Origin of the sequence: Micromonospora sp. NPDC005305 (assembly GCF_040607315.1) — a bacterium.
Lineage (GTDB): Bacteria > Actinomycetota > Actinomycetes > Mycobacteriales > Micromonosporaceae > Micromonospora.
This window is the reverse complement of record NZ_JBEXGL010000037.1, coordinates 21,687-38,004: the sequence shown is the minus strand read 5'-3', so window position 1 is coordinate 38,004 and position 16,318 is coordinate 21,687. Positions and strand designations below refer to the sequence as shown.

At 74.2% G+C, this 16,318-nt stretch carries 12 protein-coding genes and 4 pseudogenes; 3 read left to right on the top strand and 13 right to left on the bottom strand.

Annotated features, from left to right (window positions below; genetic code table 11):
* The 6 genes from araB to ABZS80_RS32075 form a co-directional block, all read right to left on the bottom strand.
* The coding region (gene araB, locus ABZS80_RS32100; RefSeq protein ID WP_355061792.1) for a ribulokinase at positions 1–1,840 on the bottom strand (1,840 nt) is incomplete at its 3' end.
* Positions 1,841–1,880: 40 nt separating this feature from the next.
* Positions 1,881–2,132 (bottom strand): hypothetical protein, encoded by a 252-nt coding sequence (locus tag ABZS80_RS32095; protein WP_091258764.1) that lies wholly within the window; start codon positions 2,130–2,132, stop codon positions 1,881–1,883.
* 69 nt (positions 2,133–2,201) lie between these two features.
* On the bottom strand, positions 2,202–3,137 hold the full coding sequence (locus tag ABZS80_RS32090; RefSeq protein WP_355061790.1) for a carbohydrate kinase: 936 nt from the start codon (positions 3,135–3,137) through the stop codon (positions 2,202–2,204).
* Between the two features lie 49 nt (positions 3,138–3,186).
* Positions 3,187–4,026, bottom strand: a complete 840-nt coding sequence (locus ABZS80_RS32085; protein WP_355061788.1) for an ATP-binding cassette domain-containing protein — start codon at positions 4,024–4,026, stop codon at positions 3,187–3,189.
* Positions 4,023–5,051: an ABC transporter permease gene (locus ABZS80_RS32080; RefSeq protein ID WP_355061786.1), complete on the bottom strand. Its 1,029-nt coding sequence runs from the start codon at positions 5,049–5,051 to the stop codon at positions 4,023–4,025. The genes ABZS80_RS32085 and ABZS80_RS32080 overlap by 4 nt, the downstream gene beginning before the upstream one ends.
* 97 nt (positions 5,052–5,148) lie before the next feature.
* A complete protein-coding gene (locus ABZS80_RS32075) occupies positions 5,149–6,228 on the bottom strand; it encodes a substrate-binding domain-containing protein (protein WP_355061784.1) in 1,080 nt (359 codons plus the stop codon).
* A 233-nt stretch (positions 6,229–6,461) separates the two neighbouring features.
* Here ABZS80_RS32075 and ABZS80_RS32070 point away from each other — a divergent pair, with 233 nt between their 5' ends.
* Together ABZS80_RS32070 and ABZS80_RS32065 are read left to right on the top strand one after the other, a co-directional pair.
* Entirely contained in the window at positions 6,462–9,008 is a 2,547-nt protein-coding gene (locus ABZS80_RS32070; protein WP_355061783.1) for a GH32 C-terminal domain-containing protein, read from the top strand.
* Between the two features lie 89 nt (positions 9,009–9,097).
* The gene (locus ABZS80_RS32065) at positions 9,098–10,147 is read left to right on the top strand and encodes a LacI family DNA-binding transcriptional regulator (protein WP_355061781.1); all 1,050 of its coding nucleotides are present in this window, start codon (positions 9,098–9,100) and stop codon (positions 10,145–10,147) included.
* Here the strand turns inward: ABZS80_RS32065 and ABZS80_RS32060 are convergent.
* From ABZS80_RS32060 to ABZS80_RS32035, 6 genes and pseudogenes are all read right to left on the bottom strand, one after another.
* Positions 10,125–11,458: pseudogene (locus ABZS80_RS32060) on the bottom strand (PLP-dependent aminotransferase family protein). The gene ABZS80_RS32065 and the pseudogene ABZS80_RS32060 overlap by 23 nt on opposite strands.
* Position 11,459: 1 nt before the next feature.
* Positions 11,460–12,575 carry an alpha-hydroxy acid oxidase gene (locus tag ABZS80_RS32055; protein ID WP_355061796.1) on the bottom strand — a complete coding sequence of 372 codons (1,116 nt, stop codon included), beginning with the start codon at positions 12,573–12,575 and terminating at the stop codon, positions 11,460–11,462.
* 238 nt (positions 12,576–12,813) lie between these two features.
* A pseudogene (locus tag ABZS80_RS32050) lies at positions 12,814–13,242 on the bottom strand (alpha/beta hydrolase fold domain-containing protein); the annotation flags it as partial.
* A pseudogene (locus ABZS80_RS32045) lies at positions 13,243–13,527 on the bottom strand (beta-ketoacyl-[acyl-carrier-protein] synthase family protein); the annotation flags it as partial. It abuts the pseudogene before it with no gap.
* The gene (locus tag ABZS80_RS32040) at positions 13,520–13,765 is read right to left on the bottom strand and encodes an acyl carrier protein (RefSeq protein ID WP_355061779.1); all 246 of its coding nucleotides are present in this window, start codon (positions 13,763–13,765) and stop codon (positions 13,520–13,522) included. The pseudogene ABZS80_RS32045 and the gene ABZS80_RS32040, both read right to left, overlap by 8 nt.
* Positions 13,765–14,029 (bottom strand): annotated as a pseudogene (locus tag ABZS80_RS32035) (phosphopantetheine-binding protein). The gene ABZS80_RS32040 and the pseudogene ABZS80_RS32035 overlap by 1 nt, the downstream one beginning before the upstream one ends.
* Positions 14,030–14,046: 17 nt before the next feature.
* Here ABZS80_RS32035 and ABZS80_RS32030 point away from each other — a divergent pair.
* Positions 14,047–14,655 carry a 4'-phosphopantetheinyl transferase superfamily protein gene (locus ABZS80_RS32030; RefSeq protein ID WP_355061777.1) on the top strand — a complete coding sequence of 203 codons (609 nt, stop codon included), beginning with the start codon at positions 14,047–14,049 and terminating at the stop codon, positions 14,653–14,655.
* Between the two features lie 8 nt (positions 14,656–14,663).
* Here the strand turns inward: ABZS80_RS32030 and ABZS80_RS32025 are convergent, their stop codons facing one another.
* Positions 14,664–16,046 carry a class I adenylate-forming enzyme family protein gene (locus ABZS80_RS32025; protein WP_355061794.1) on the bottom strand — a complete coding sequence of 461 codons (1,383 nt, stop codon included), beginning with the start codon at positions 16,044–16,046 and terminating at the stop codon, positions 14,664–14,666.
* Between the last annotated feature and the right edge of the window lie 272 nt (positions 16,047–16,318).

The window sequence follows — 16,318 nt, the reverse complement described above, 5'->3', positions numbered from 1 at the left end:
TGGACGTCGGTGCTGCCGCCGTCGGCGGCGTCGCGGCCGTCGTAGCCGGCGGCGGTGTGCACCGAGCCGTCGGGCGCCGGGGGGGCCAGGGCCCCCGCGCGGGCCGTGGGGGGGCTGGGCCCGGTGCGGGCGCGGCACGGCGGGACCTCCTGGCGCGGCGGGGCCGGGCGGGGCCGGGTGCGGGGTCAGGGGGTTGGGTTTGTGCGGTGGCGGAGGCGGTGGAGGTGGTGGAGGACGTCGGTGCCGCCGCGGCCGAAGTGGTCGTGCAGGGCGCGGTAGTCGGCGTACAGCTCGTCGTAGGCGTCGGCGCGGGCCGGGTCCGGTGCCAGGTCTCGCGGATCGCCGCGCCCATCACCGCCGACGCGCTCTCCACGTCCGGGTACGCCCCGGCGGCCACCGCCGCATGGATGGCCGCGCCCAGCGCTGCCGGGTGCGCGGCGTCCACGACGTGCAGGGGGCGGCGCAGCACGTCGGCGTAGATGCGCAGGAGCAGCCGGTTGGCGGTGAGCCCGCCGGCGGCGGTCAGCTCGTCGACGGGTACGCCGGCGGCTTCGAACGCCTCGACCACGGTGCGGGCGCCGAACGCGGTGGCCTCCAGCAGGGCCCGCCAGATGTCCTCCGGCCGGGTGGCCAGGGTGAGCCCGACCAGCACCCCGCTCAGCTCGTGGTCCATGAGCACCGACCGGTTGCCGCTGTGCCAGTCCAGGGCGAGCAGCCCGTGCCCGCCCACCGGCTGGTCGGCGGCGAGCGAGTCCAGCAGTTCGTGCACGGACACCCCGCGCCGGGCGGCCTCCTCGGCGTACGGCGCGGGCAGGGCGCGTTCGACGTACCAGGCGAAGATGTCGCCGACCCCGCTCTGGCCGGCCTCGTAGCCCCACCGGCCGGCGGTGACGCCGCCCTCGACGACGCCGCAGACGCCGGGCACCTCGTGGCAGGTCTCCCCGTTCATGATCAGGCAGGTGGAGGTGCCGAGGACGGCGAGCATCCGCCCGGGCGCGACGGACCGGGCCGCCGCCGCGGTGACATGGGCGTCGATCGCACCGGCGGCCACCGCGACGCCGGCGGGCAGGCCGGTCCAGCCGGCCGCCTCGGCGGTGAGCGCGCCGGCGCGGGCGGCCGGGGGCAGCAGCGGCCCGTCGGCGGTCTTCGCGAGCAGGTCGGGCAGGTCCGGGTGCAGCGCGGCGAGGAAGTCGGGGGCCGGGTACCGGCCGTCCTGGCGCAGCCCCTTGAAGCCGGCGGCCGAGGCGTTGCGCGTGGGACGGCCGCAGAGCCGCCGGACCAGCCAGTCGGCGGTCTCGACCCAGCGCTCGGCGTGGCGGAAGACGTCCGCGTCCTCCTCCAGCAGCTCCAGTGCCTTGGCGAGCTGCCACTCGGCGGAGACCCGGCCGCCGTAGCGGGCCAGCCAGGGCTCGCCGCGGGCGGCGGCCAGGGCGTTGATCCGCTCGGCCTGCCGCTGCGCCGAGTGGTGTTTCCAGAGCTTCGGCCAGGCGTGCGGCCGGTCCCGGAACTCGGGCAGCTCGGCCAGCGGGGTGCCGTCGGCGCGGGTGGGCAGCACCGTGCAGGAGGTGGCGTCGAGGCCGACGCCGATCACCTCGGCCGGGTCGATCCCGGCGGCGCGGACGGCGGCGGGCACGGCGGTGCGCAGCACCTCGACGTGGTCGGCCGGGTCCTGCAGCGCCCAGCCGGGCGGCAGCGCCGGCCCGCCGGGCAGCCGCTCGGTGATCACCCCGTGCCGGTACGCGTGCACGGCGCTGCCCCGCTCGGCGCCGTCGGCCACGTCGACCACCACGGCGCGCCCGGAGAGCGTGCCCAAGTCCACCCCGACGACGTACCGGCCCACCCGCTGCTCCTCCCCGAACTGGGAGGATCACGCTAGCCGGTCAGCGCAGGGGGCGCTTGAGGTGGTAGCGGTGGACCTCGGTGCTGCCCTGCACGTTGTTCACGTCCTCGGCGGCGGAGACCAGCTCCCAGCCTTCCCGGCCGACCCGGTTGAGGTGCGCGATCGCGGTGTCGCCGTACGCTGTCACGTCGTTGCGGGACCCGTCCGGGCCGTACCAGACGAACGTGACGTGGAAATTGCGGCCCTGCCCCTGATAGCGGCGGACCAGCAACGCGTACTCCCAGGCAACCATCCGTCCATTATCAACGGTGGCCGCGCCGGCCGGGAACACGGGTGGTGGCGGAACGACGACAGTTCGGCGTCAGGTCGGGACGGGCAGGGCGGTCAGCTGGGCCCGGGTGGGCGGATCGGCTCCCTTGCGCCCACACGTCCAGGCGGCCACGCGTGCGGCGTCCCGGAGCACGCCGACGATCGTGGCCGGGTCGGCGGCATCGAGGGCGGCCCGCCGCGCGGCGCCGAGCAGGTCCCGCTGGGCCAGCGCGTCCAGCAGGCCGGCGGTGAAGGCGTCCCCTGCCCCGACGGTGTCCACCACCCGCACCGGCGGGGCGTCGACCCGCACCTCGCCGTGTCGGGTACCCGCCCACGCTCCACGGTCACCGCAGGTCACCACGACGAGGACGGCGCCCCGCTCGAGCCACTCCCGTCCGACCCGTTCGTGCGCGCGTCCCGGGTGGAGCCAGGCCAGGTCTTCTCGGCTGACCTTCACCACGTCGCTCGCCGCCACCAGCTCCTCGACCCGGCGCCGGACCGTCGCCGGATCGCCCATCAGGGACGGCCGGCAGTTCGGGTCGTAGCTGATCATCGTGGTGTCCCGCCGGTCCTGGACCAGCGCCAGCACGTCGTCCGCGCCGGGCGCGAGCACGGTCGCCAGCGAGCCGGTGTGCAGGCAGTCGCTGCCGGCCCCGACATCGGTCAGGGCCCGCTGCGGGAAGGAGCGCCAGTCGATGTCGAAGTCGTAGCCGGCCTGGCCGTCCGCGCCCACCCGGGTCCGGGCGACGCTGGTGGACGGCAGGTCCGACAACGACGCCGGATCCAGCCGTACGCCGCTGCCGGCCAGGTGGGCGCGGAGAAGCCGCCCGTACGCGTCGTCACCCAGCTGGGTGAGCAGGGTGGCGCGCTGGTCGAGGCGGCCCAACGCCACCGCCACGTTCGCCGGGCTGCCGCCCGGGTGGGCGGCCGCCACGCCCGACGGATCCTCGATGAGGTCCACCAGGCTCTCGCCGACAACGGTGATCACAGTCTTCCTTTCCTGGCGCCCGCGCCACCCCGGTCACGTGCACGGCGGTTCAGTCCGCCACACGGCCCGGCGTCTCCTCGATGGTGGTCGCGCCGGTCATGATGGCCACCACCTCCGGCATGGTGTGGGAGGCCGGAGTCACCACGCCCGCGCACCGACCCAGTCGCTGGACGTGGATCCGGTCGGCCACCTCGAACACATGGGGCATGTTGTGGCTGATGAGGATGACCGGCAGGCCCCGGGAGCGCACCTCCTCGATCATCCGCAGCACCTGGTTGGACTCTTTGACGCCGAGCGCGGCGGTCGGCTCGTCGAGCACGAGCACCTTGCTGCCGAAAGCCGCGGCCCGGGCCACCGACACGGCCTGACGCTGGCCGCCGGAGAGCGTCTCGACCGCCTGCGCCACGTTCTGCAGGGTGCCGATGCCCAGGTCGGCCAGGGCCTGCGCGGCCTCCCGACGCATGCCCTTGTGGTCGAGCATCCGGAAGACCGAACCGAGCACGCCCGGCCGGCGCTTCTCCCGACCGAGGAAGAGGTTGCTGGCGATGTCCAGGGCCGGCGCCACGGCGAGGGTCTGGTAGACCGTCTCGATACCGGCGTCCCGGGCGTCCTGCGGCCGCTTGAACTGTGCCGGCTTACCCGCCAGGAGTATCTCGCCGGCGTCGGGCGTCAGCGCACCGGTCAGGCACTTGATCAGAGTGGACTTCCCGGCGCCGTTGTCCCCGATCACGGCGAGCACCTCGCCGGGGTACAGGTCGAGGTCCACCCCGTCCAGCCCGACGACCCTGCCGAACGTCTTGACCAGGCCCCGGGCCGACAGCACCGGTGACCGCTGGCCGCTGTCGGCGGCCCCGGACCGGCCGGCGGGGGCGGGCGTGGTGGTGGTCATGACCTCACCTTCCTGATCCACTGGTCCACGGCCACGGCGAGGATCACCAGCAGGCCGACGGCGAGTACCCGGTACTGGTCGTCCACTCCGGCCAGGGACAGGCCGCTGCGGAAGAAGCCGACGATCAGCGCGCCGAGCAGGGTGCCCAGCACCGCGCCCCGGCCACCGAAGAGGCTGGTGCCACCGATGACGACGGCCGTGATGCTCTCCAGGTTGGCGTCCGTGATGGCGTTGGGGCTGGCCGCGCCGGCGCGTCCGATGAGGATCCAGGCGGTGAGGCCGTAGATCGCGCCGGCGACGAGGTAGACGCTGAGCAGCACCCGGTCGACCCGGATGCCGGCCAGCCGGGCGGCCTCCTTGTCGTCGCCCACGGCGTAGACGTGCCGTCCCCAGGCGGTCTTGGCCAGGGCGTAGCCCACCGCGAGGTAGAGGACGAGGACCGCGACGACCCCGAAGGTGATCCGGAACCGACCCACCGGGAACGACTCACCGGTCCAGCTCAGCACCGCCGGGAGGTCGGTGGCCTGGACGCTCTGGCCGCTCGAGTAGAGCAGCCCGAGGGCGGTGAAGACGCTCAGCGTGCCGAGCGTGACGATGAACGGCGGCAGCTTGAGCCGGGTCACCAGCGCCCCGTTGAGCGCGCCCGCTGCCGCGCCGACCGCGATGGCGAGGACGATGGCGAGGAGGCCCGGCAGTCCCTGCCCCTCGGCCAGCTTCGCGGAGAGCATCATGGCCAGGATGACGATGGCGCCGACCGAGAGGTCGATGCCGGCGGTCAGGATGATCAGCGTCTGCCCGACGGCGAGCGCGCCGATCACGGCCACCTGCTGGAGCACCAGCGAGAGCGAGTTGGGTGACGCGAAGCGCGGGTTCAGCGCGGAGAAGACGACGAACGAGATGACCAGCACGAGGAACGGGCTGATCGCGGGGTGCGCGTGCAGCAGGTGCTGAACACGTCGCAGTGGCGTCTGCCGGCGCAGCGCGAACTGCTGAGCGGCGGTGGTGGGTGGGATCGTGGCGGTCATCGGAGGCTCCCTGCCGGATTCGGCGGTGGCGGACGGACTGCCCGGCCGAGGGCGCGGGGCGGAGGATGCCCCGGGCCCTCGACCGTGGCGGGAATGGTCAGCCCCAGCAGCGCTGGGCGCCGTCGGCGCTGGTGATGCTCTCGACGCCGGCGGCCGGCTTGTCGGTGACCAGGGCGACGCCGGTGTCGAAGAAGTCCAGGCCCTCGGAGACCTTCGGCTTCTCCCCGTCGTTCGCGATCTTCTTGATCGCCTGGACGCCCAGCTCGGCCATCTTCAGCGGGTACTGCTGTGAGGTGGCGCCGATGACGCCGTCCTTGACCTGCCGTACGCCGTCGCAGCCGCCGTCGACCGAGACGACCAGGACACCCTGGGTCTTGCCGGCTGCCTGGAGGGCCTTGTGCGCGCCGACCGCGGCCGGCTCGTTGATGGTGTAGACGACGTTGATGTCGGGGTTCTTGGTCAGGCAGTTCTCCATGGCCGTCCGGCCGCCGTCCTCGGCGCCGTTGGTCGGCTCGTTGCAGGCAATCGTGTAGCTGCCGCCCGAGTAACTGCCCGTCTTCGCCTCGTCGCCGTTCTTCTTCTTGTCGCCGGTGCCGATGCCCATGCCGGTCAGGAAGCCCTGGTCCCGGTCGTAGTCGACGGAGACGATCTTGTCATTGAAGAGGTCGAGCAGGGCGATGGTGGCCGGCTTGCCGGCGAGCTGGGTGGCCGTCCACTTGCCGATCAGCTCGCCGGCCGTGAAGTTGTCGGTGGCGAAGGTGATGTCCACGGTGTTCGCCGGATCGGGCGGGGTGTCCAGCGCGATCACGTAGAGGCCGGCGTCGCGGGCCTTCTTGATGGCCGGGTTGACGCCGGGGCCGTTCGGGGTGATCAGGATGCCCTCGTCACCGCGGGCGATGGCGTCCTCGATGGCCTGCACCTGGCCGGCCTCGTCGCCGTCCTCCTTGCCGGCGGCCAGGGTCAGCTTCACGCCCTCCGCCTCGGCGGCCTTCTTCGCGCCCTGCTGCATGGTGACGAAGAACGGGTTCGTGGAGTTCTTGGTGATCAGGGCTACCGCGACGCTCTTGTCGCCGGAGCCGCCGTCACCCGAGCTGTCACCGCAGCCGGCGGCGACCATGCCGGTCGCCGCTACGGCGGCCAGCAGAGCGGCGCGGCGGCGGCCGATGCGCTGGATCATGTGTTCTCCCATCAGGGACCCACGGTGGGGGGGAAGTTTGACAACGATGTCAGGGCAGTTTCGGCGCAGTAGCCGGGAGATGTCAATGCCTTTGCCGCTGGTTTTCTCCAATCGCCACCTAACTCGCACGCCCCCCTTGACATCGATGTCAAAGCCGGCTCAGGATTCGCCCCACGGTCACGCCCGGCACCGACCCCGGTCGGTCCCGGCGTCCTCGAAGGACGGAGGATGGGATGAGGATCCGCCGATGGTTGGCAGTGTGCGCGGCCGCGGCTCTCGTGGCGGCGGCACCGGGCACCGCTGCCGCGGGAGCGGCGACCAGGGACGAGCCGTACCGGCCACAGCTGCACTTCAGCCCAGCGCGCAACTGGATGAACGATCCGAACGGGCTCGTCTGGTACCAGGGCGAGTGGCACCTCTTCTACCAGTACAACCCCGAGGGCGCGCAGTGGGGGAACATGTCCTGGGGGCACGCCGTCAGCCGGGACCTGGTGCACTGGGAGGAGCTGCCGCTGGCCATCCCGTACTCGGCCGACGAGCACATCTTCTCCGGGTCGGTGGTGGTCGACGAGCGGAACAGCGCCGGCTTCGGCCGACCCGGCGCGCCTGCGATGGTCGCCGTCTACACCAGCTGGTACCCGGCCACCGGCATCCAGGCCCAGTCGCTCGCGTACAGCACCGACCGGGGTCGCACCTGGATCAGATACGCCGGAAACCCGGTGCTGGACCTCGGTTCGCGGGAGTTCCGCGATCCCAAGGTCTTCTGGGACACCAGGTCCGGTCGCTGGACCATGGCGGTGGTCCGGGCCACCGAGCACAAGGTGAGCTTCTACGGCTCGGCCGACCTGCGGTCGTGGACCCATCTGAGCGACTTCGGCCCGGCCAACGCGGTCGGTGGTGTGTGGGAGGTGCCGGACCTGTTCGAGCTGCCCGTCGACGGCGACCCGGAGCACCCGAAGTGGGTGCTGATCGTCAACCTCAACCCCGGCGCGGTGGCCGGCGGTTCGGGCGCGCAGTACTTCGTCGGCGACTGGGACGGCACCACCTTCACCGCCGACAACGTGGTGACCGGCGAGGCGGAGCCGCCGGCCGGGACGCTCTTCGCCGACTTCGAGGACGGTTACGCCGGCTGGACGGTGGAGAACGACCCGGTGCTGGGACCGGGGCCGTTCGGCGGCGCCCCGTACCCGGGGACGGTGCCGGGCCAGCAGCAGGTCGGCGGTTTCCGGGGCGGGGCCCTGGTGAACAGCTTCCTCGGCTTCGACGCCCCCCGCGGCCGGCTCGTCTCCCCCGACTTCACCATCGACCGGGGGTACCTCAACCTGCTCGTCGGCGGGGGCGCGCACCCACACCTGCCGGACACGACGACGGACTTCGTGCCGGCCGGCGCCGAACCCGTGATCGACTTCGAGCTGCCCGACGGTCGGACGTACGAGCAGGCGGGCTGGACGGCGACCGGTGGCCTGCGCGACCGCGCGCCGGTGTTGGGCCCGGCCCGGTGGGAACGCGGCCACGTCGGCGACAAGCTGCTCACCACCTTCTTCGAGGCCGACTCGACGACCGGCACCCTGACCTCGCCCGCCTTCACCGTCGACCGCGACCACCTCGGCCTGCTCGTCGGGGCCGGCGGACACCTCGACGACGGGACCGGGCGGACGGTGGTCGAGCTGCTGGTGGACGGCCGGGTGGTGCGCACCGCCACCGGCAACTTCTCCGGCTTCATGAACTGGCGCGACTGGGACGTGACCGAGTTCCGTGGCCGCAGCGCCCAGCTGCGGATCGTGGACGAGAACACCGGCGGCTGGGGCCACCTGCTGGTGGACCAGCTCGTCGCCAGCGACGAGCCCGTCCTGCCCCGCGCGGTGGAGACCGCGGTGAACCTGGTCGTGGACGGCCAGGTGGTCCGGACCGCGACCGGCACGGACAGCGAGCGCCTCGACTGGGTCGCCTGGGACGTCCGCGACCTCGCCGGGAAGCGGGCCCACCTGGAGGTCAACGACTTCAACTCGGGCGGCTGGGGGCACATCCTCGTCGACCACGTGATGTTCGCCGACCGGCCGGCGCCGCGCGAGCTGGACCGCTACGACTGGCTCGACCACGGGGCGGACTACTACGCCGCGGTCACGTACAACAACGCCCCGGGCGGGCGGCGGGTCGCGATCGGCTGGCTGAACAACTGGCAGTACGCCGGCAGCGTCCCGACCGCGCCCTGGCGTGGCGCGATGGCCCTGCCCCGGGAACTCGCCCTGCGCACGATCGACGGCCGGGTGCGCCTGGTCCAGTCGCCGACCGTGCAGCTCACCTCGCTGCGGGGCGACGGCCCGGCGTACACCCTGCGGGACACCACCGTCCCGGCAGGGGTGCGCGACCTGCCCGCGGCGGCGGACGGCACGGTGCTGGAGATCCGGGCGGAGTTCGAACTCCGCGACGCCCGCCGGTTCGGCCTCCAGGTACGCGCCGGTGGCGACGAACGGACGCTGATCGGGTACGACGCGGGGGCAGGCCGCCTCTTCGTCGACCGGACGCGCTCCGGCCAGCAGGTCGCCCCGCCCTTCCCCGCCGTGCACTCCGGTCCCCTGTCGGTGGACGGCAACCGGGTACGGATGACGGTGTACGTGGATCGTTCCTCCGTCGAGGTGTTCGGCGGCGCCGGGCAGACCACCGTGACGGACCAGATCTTCCCGGCGCCCACGAGCGACGGGACCGGCCTGTTCGCCGAGGGCGGCGCCGTGGTGGTGCGCTCGCTCACGGTCCGGCCGTTGCGGTCGGTGTGGCGCTAACCTGGCAGACGATCAACGGCGGGTGGGGCTGGCCGTTTCGCCATGGCCCCACCCGCCACCGCACGCATTCCCTTCCGGTAGGAGCGCCCATGCACGCTGCCGCCTCCGCCCCGCCGGCCGGCGTCAAGGCCCGGCCCACGCTCCGAGACGTCGCGCTGCTGGCCGGGGTCAGCACCAAGACGGTCTCGCGGGTGGTCAACGGAGAGGCGGGGGTCTCCGCGCCGAAGCTCGCCGCGGTACGCCGGGCGATCGCCCAGCTCGACTACCGGCCGAACTTCACCGCGAGCAGCCTGCGGCGGTCCAGCGGCCGCAGCGCGGCCATCGCCGCGGTCCTGGAGGATCTGGCCAACCCCTTCTCCGCCGCCCTGCACCGGGCCCTCGAGGACGCCGCCCGGGACCGGGGCGTGCTCATCTTCGCCGGCAGCGTGGACGAGAGCCCGGAACGGGAGCGGGACCTGGTGCACGCCTTCACGATGCGACAGGCCGACGCCCTGGTCGTGGTGCCCGCCACCGACGACCAGAGCTACCTGGCCGGGGAGGTGGCGGCCGGCACCCCGGTGGTGTTCGTGGACCGGCCGCCGGTCGGCCTGGCGGTCGACGCCGTGCTGTCCGACAATCACCACGGCGCCGCCACCGCGGTGCACCACCTCGTCGCGCACGGCCACCGGGACATCGCGTACCTGGGCGACCTGCGGACCATCCCGACGGCCCGGCAGCGCGCGCAGGGCTTCAAGGAGGCCCTGAGCGAGCACGGCATCCGGCCGGCCACCATGGTCCACGACCTGCACACCGAGCGCGACTCGGCGGAGGCGGTCCGCCGGCTGCTGCGCGACGACCCGGCCCCGACGGCGCTGTTCACCTCCCAGAACCTGGTCACCATCGGCGCCATCCGCGCCCTGCAGGAACTCGGCCGGCAGCACGAGGTGGCCCTCGTCGGCTTCGACGACTTCCCCCTGGCCGACCTCCTCCAGCCGGCGGTCACGGTGGTCGCCCAGGACCCGGCCGAGATGGGGCGGGTGGCCGCCTCGCTGATCTTCCGGCGGCTGGACGGAGATCAGTGGCGACCCACCATCCACCCGGTCGCCACCCGGCTGGTGGTGCGCGGATCCGGCGAGATCAGGGGACCGCACGCGCGCTGACGGCGGTGCGGGCGGTGCCGGCCGACTCGTCGGTGATCAGCGCGGCCAGCCGGTCCAGGCCCACGTCGATCTGCTCGGCGGTCACCGCGCTGACCGACAGCCGCAGCGCGTTGACCGGGGCGCCCGGGTCGTAGAAGTGCGCCATGGCCGTCCAGAGCACGCCGTACTCGCGGGCCGAGCGGTGCAGCAGCGCGTCGTACACGCCGAACGGCACGGTGACCACCACGAAGAACCCGCCGGCCGGGACGTTCCAGCGCACCGGCCCGCCGGCCGGGAAACGCCGGGCCAGCCCGTCGGCCAGGTGCCGCAGGTTGCGGGCGTACGCGGCGCGCTCCCGGGCGGTGGCCGCCACCAGCGAGCAGTCGTGGGCCAGCAGCGCGCCGCCGATCACCGCCTGGCTGACCGGCGAGGTGTTCACGGTGACCATGCTCTTGATCTTGGCGAGCTGGTCGGCGAGCGGGCCGACCGCGCCGTCGGAGCCGGCCACCCGCTGGTCGGCGACGACGTAGCCGACCCGGGCGCCGGGCAGCACGGTCTTGGCGAACGAGCCGAGGTAGACCACCCGGCGGCGGGTGTCCAGCGCCTTGAGGGTGGGCCGCCGTTCCGCGCCGGCGGCCGGGAACAGTCCGTACGGGTTGTCCTCGATGAGCAGCAGGTCCTCCTCGGCGGCCAGGTCGAGCAGCCGCCGCCGCTGGGCCAGGTCCATGCTCACGCCGGACGGGTTGGCGAAGTCGGGCATCACGTAGCAGGCGCGCGGGCACAGCCCCTCGGCGCGGGCGCGGTGCACCTGGGCGCGCAGGTCCGCCAGGTCGATGCCGTCCGGGCCGCCGGTGACCGGGCGCACCGGCAGGTCGACGAGGCGGGCCGCGCCGGTCAGCCCGACGTACGTGGGGGCGACCGCGAGCAGCACGTCCCGCGGCCCGGCCCGCAGCGCGCGCAGCACCAGGAACATCGCCTCCTGGCAGCCGACGGTCACCACGATCGCCTCCGGGTCGACGGTGAGCCGCTCGTCGACGGCCAGGTTGCGGGCGATGAGGTGGTGCACGATGCCCTTGGTCCGGCCGTACTGGAGCAGCGTCCGGTCGACCTGCGCACGGCTCAGGCCCAGGTCGTCGGCGAGGTGCCGGCGGAAGGCGTCCAGGTGCTGGTGCAGCACCACGGAGTCGAAGAGCTCCTCGTAGGGCCGGCCGGCGGCGAGCGACACGGCGTCCGGATAGTGCTGGCCACCTCGTTGAGGAAGTTCATCGAGTTCAACGCGGGGTCGTCCACGCTCGGGTGCAGGGCCGAGACGGCCAGGTCCACCGGCTCCACGTCAGCCTCCGATCCGGGTGCGCAGCTCGCGGGCGGCGGCCGGGTCGGCGCAGCCGCTCAGGATGAACGCGTCGCGCAGCTCGGCGGCGAGCAGCGCCAGGGCCGCCTCCGCGCCGGCCCGCCCGCCGGCCGCGAGGGCCCAGAGCATCGGCCGGCCGACCAGCACGCCGGCCGCGCCGAGGGCGAGGGCGCGCAGCACGTCCGTGCCGCCGCGCACGCCGCTGTCCAGCAGCACGGCGCACCGGTCCCCCACCGCGGCGACCACCTCGGGCAGCACCGCCGCGCTGCCCGGCGCGCCGTCGAGCTGCCGGCCGCCGTGGTTGGAGACCACCACCGCGTCCACGCCGAGCTCCGCGGCGCGGGCCGCGTCGCGCGGGTCCAGGATGCCCTTCACGAGCAACGGCACCGGGGTACGCTCCCGCAGCCACGCCAGGTCGGCCCAGCTCAGTGCGGGCGCGAAGACCGCGCCGGTGTGCACGGCCACGGCGGACACCCCGGGCGTGCCCTGGTGGGCCAGGTCGTCCCGGCCGCCGGGCAGGTTCGCCGCCGTGACGTGCGGCGGCAGGGTGAAGCCGTTGCGCACGTCGCGCAGCCGCCGGCCGAGCACGGGCACGTCGACGGTCACCATCAACCCCGCGCAGCCGGCGGTCAGCGCCCGGTCCAGCAGGTCGGCGACCATGACGCGGTCGCGCAGCCAGTAGAGCTGGAACCAGACAGTGCCACCGACCTCGGCGACCTCCTCGATCGGTGTGCTGGCCAGGGTGCTCGCGACGTAGGGCACGCCGGCCGCGCGGGCCGCCGCCGCGAGGCCCAGCTCGCCGTCGGGGTGCAGCAGTTTCTGGTACGCCATCGGCGCGACCGCCACCGGCAGCGCGAACCGGCCGCCGGGCAGCGGCGCCTCGGTGGCCGGGACGTCCACCCCGGCCAGCATCCGGGGCAGCACGGCCACGCGATCCAGGGCGACCCGGTTCGCGGCGAGGGTGGTCTCGGTGCCGCTGCCGCCGGCCACGAAGTCCCACACGTCGGCGGGGAGCGCGGCCCGGGCCAGCTCCGCGAAGTCCGCCAGGCTGGCCGGCGGCACGAACGCGGGTCCGCCGGGCTCGCCGGGTCCCGGCACCGGCACCACCGGCTCGACCGCCGCCGGAGCGCCGACGCCGGCCGGGTCGTTCGAACGCTGCCCCGGCACCGCTGGTTCGACAGCGGCTCCGTCCGACGGCTCACCGGTCGTCGTGGCGTCAACCGGGCCGACCGGGCGAGGCTCCGGCGCCGCGGGCTCGACGGCGATCCCGTCCGTCGTCGTGACGTTCGCCGGGCGAGTGCCCGGCACCGTCGGCCCCGGGGCCGCCGTCGCGGGGTCAGCCATGGTCCGGCCCGCCGGTCGTCGTGCCGGCGGCCGCGCCGGCCGGGGTGAGCCCGAACCGGGCCCGCAGGAAGGCCGCGGCCTGTTCCTGCGCCCGCCGGCCCGCGTCGAACACCCCGGGCATGGCGAAGAAGCCGTGGACCATGCCGGCGTACCGGGTGGCCTCGGTGGGCACGCCGGCCTCGGCGAGCCGCTCGGCGTACCGCTCCCCCTCGTCGCGCAGCGGGTCGTGCTCGGCCGTGATGACCAGCGCCGGGGGCAGGCCGGCGAGGTCCTCGGCGAGCAGCGGCGAGGCGAGCGGGTGGGCCGCGTCGCCGGGGTCGGCCAGGTAGTGCCCGCGGTACCACTCGACGGAGTGCCGGTTGAACAGCAGCGGGTCCTGCTCGCCGGCGGGCGCGCGGCCGGGCCGCTGGTCGGTGTTCGGGCCGCCGTGCGCGGCCAGGAACAGCGCCGCTCCGGCCCGGTGCGTGCGGTCCAGGCCGGCCGCCCGGCACGCGCGGTCGACCGTGTCGGCCAGCTCGTCGGCGAGGGTGCCGACCTCGGGCAGGGTGGCCGCCACGGTGACCCGGCGGCCGGCCGTGTCGAAGCGGCGCACCGGCGTGAACGCCGGGGTGCCGGCGAGCACCCCGGCGAGCAGCGCGTCGGCACCCCTGCCGAGGGCGCTGAGCGCGTGGACGCCGGTGATCCGTACAGGCTCCCGCTCAGCCATCTGCGGGAACGGTCAGCGAGGTCTGGAACACGGCCAGCGCGTCGTCGACGGTGCGGATGCCGGCGAGCTGGTCGTCGGTCAGCTCCAGCCGGCGGTCGTAGCGCTGCTCGACGAGGTGCACGAGCCAGGCCAGCTCCATCGAGCCGACCCGGTCGGGCACCTGGTCGACGGGTTTCGCGGTCAGTTCGGCGAGCATGCTCGCCAGGTCAGCTCGCCCCAGGTCGGGCTGACCGGTCATCAGGAGGGGTCGCTGTTCGCGGTCACCCGGTCGGCGACCATCGTGGTGAACTCGCCGACCGTCATGAGGGGCCAGCTTCTCCGACTCGTCGTCGGCGAACTTCAGGCCGTACCGGTCCTCGACCCGGACCGCGAGGTCGGCCAGGGCCAGCGACTCGAGGTCGACGCCGGAGGGGCCGAGGGTGGTGTCGTCGTCGACGTCCTCGACGTCGTAGTTCATGTCGGCGAGCTGGTCGATGACGAAGGCGCGGACCTCGTCTCGCATGGCGTTAACCTCTTTCCGTGAACCAGCTACCGGTGCCCGGTCGGGACACCGTGTACCTGTGGACCGACCGCACCGCCGGCGACCAGCGGGAGCTGGCGCGGCGGCTGCTGAGGCGCGCGGGTGGCGCGTTGCTCGGCCGGCCCGGGGCGGAGATCGGGGTGGGACGGGCACCCGGCGGGCGCCCGGAGGTGTACGCGGCCGACGGGCGGGCGCTGCCGGTCAGCGTCAGCCACGCCGACGGGGTGGTCGTGGTGGCCGCCCGGGCGGGCGGGCCGGTCGGGGTGGACGTCGAGCGGCGCCGGCCGCTGCCCGCCACGCCGCTGGCCCGGCGCTGGTACGACCCGGACGAGGCGGCCTGGCTGGCCGCCCGGGCCGAGGCCGGCCGGGAGCTGGACTTCCTGCGTCTGTGGACGGCCAAGGAGGCGGTCGGCAAGGCGCTCGGCACCGGGCTGCGCGACGGCGGGTTGCGCCGCCGGATGCCCACGCCGGACGCCGGCGGCGAACTGCTGCGCGCGGTGCCCGGCTGTCCCGGGGTGCGGGTCGGCCATCCGGCCGGCGGTCCGGGCCTGGTGCTCGCCGTCGCGGTCGCCGGGGCGGCCGGGCCGGTCGAGGTCGCCCTCGCGTAGCGGGCCGGTCATGACGCGGCGTCCCGCAGCGCCGTCGCGGAGCGGACCAGCTTGCCGGTGGTGGTGAGCGGCAACTGGTCGAGCAGGTGCAGGGTGCGGGGCCGCTTGTAGCCGGCCAGGCGCTCGGCGAGCAGCTTGTCCAGGGTGTCCTCGGAGAGCGAGCCGTCGGTCTGCACGTACGCGGTGATGCCGTCGTCCCAGACCACCACGGCGGCGGTCACCCCGGGCAGCTCGGCCACGGTGGCCTCCACCTCGGTGAGGTCGACCTTCATGCCGCCCACCGACACCTGCGAGTCGAGCCGGCCCCTGATGGTGACCAGCCCGGTGTCCGGGTCGACCACACCGGCGTCGCGGGTGTGCAGCCAGCCGTCGGCCCAGCGGGTCGGGTCGGCGAGCCCGACGTACGGGTTTGCCGGGCAGCTGACCCACAGCTCGCCGCCGGACTCGCGGACCCGGATGCCGGGGGCGGGGGCGATGGCCGGGCGATGCGCCCCGTGCAGGTCGGTGCCGATGACGCCGACCTCGGTCATCCCGTACATGTTGCCCAGCGGGACGCCGTAGCGGTCGGTGAAGGCGCGGGCCACGGCGGCCGGCACCAGTTCGCCGCCGGTGGTCATCCGCCGGAGCTGCGGCAGCGGCCGGGACGGCACGGTGGAGGCGAGCAGGCCGATGTGGAACGGCACGCCGAGCACGGTGGCCGGGCTGCCCTGGGCGGCGACGGCGGCGAGGATCGCGTCGCCGCTGAGCCGCTCGGGCGGGCACAGCTCGACGCCGGCGTGCAGCCCGTAGAGCAGGCCGCCCACCAGACCGAGCACGTGCACCATGGAGGGCAGCAGGACGATCCGCTCACCGGGCAGGGCCATCCCGTCGATGCGGGTGTAGCGGTGCACCTCGCCGACCAGGTCCTCGACGGTGCGCCCGATCACCTTGGACGGTCCGGTGGAGCCGGAGCTGAGCTGGATCACCGCGTGCGGGCTGCCGGCCGGGCCGTCGGCGTACGGCGTGACGCCGGCGGTGACGTCGACGAAGATCCGCAGGGCGCCGCCGCCGGTCCGCACGGGCGCGACCACCACCTGCGGGCCGAGCCGGCGCAGCGCCCTGTCGACCTCGTGGTCGGTGAGCCGGTGGTCGAGCAGGATGGCCTGGGCGCCGGCGCGCCAGGTGGCCAGCAGGTGCACCACGTACGCCAGCGACGGGGGCAGCCGCAGCGCGGCGGCGCCGCCGGGGCGCAGGCCGGCCCCGGCCAGCCGGGTCTGCGCCTCGCCGACGAGGCGGCGCAGGGTGGCCTTGTCGACCGGCTCGGGCAGGCGGAGACATATGTCGGTGGGACGCCCGGTGAACAGAATGTCGTCCACCCAACTCGCGTCTGTCGACACCGGGTCTTCCGCCATAGAGTGTGCTGTCACGACCGCCCACCGCCCAGCCTCGAAGTGGGCGAAATCCGCCCAACACGTGCGTTCTCCGGGGTGCTGACGGAACAGTACGACAGCCGTTGGATCCATTGCTACATGCAAATGGCTAGATCGATAAGGGCGGCTGGGCGGATTGCTCAGGCTCGATCGGACAGGCAGGATCGGTGCCACGCCGGCTCGGTAGCCCGCCGGCCGCCCGACGCTGTGCTCGGGCGGGGCGCGGCCCGGTCCAACGGGTGTCTACGCTCGGG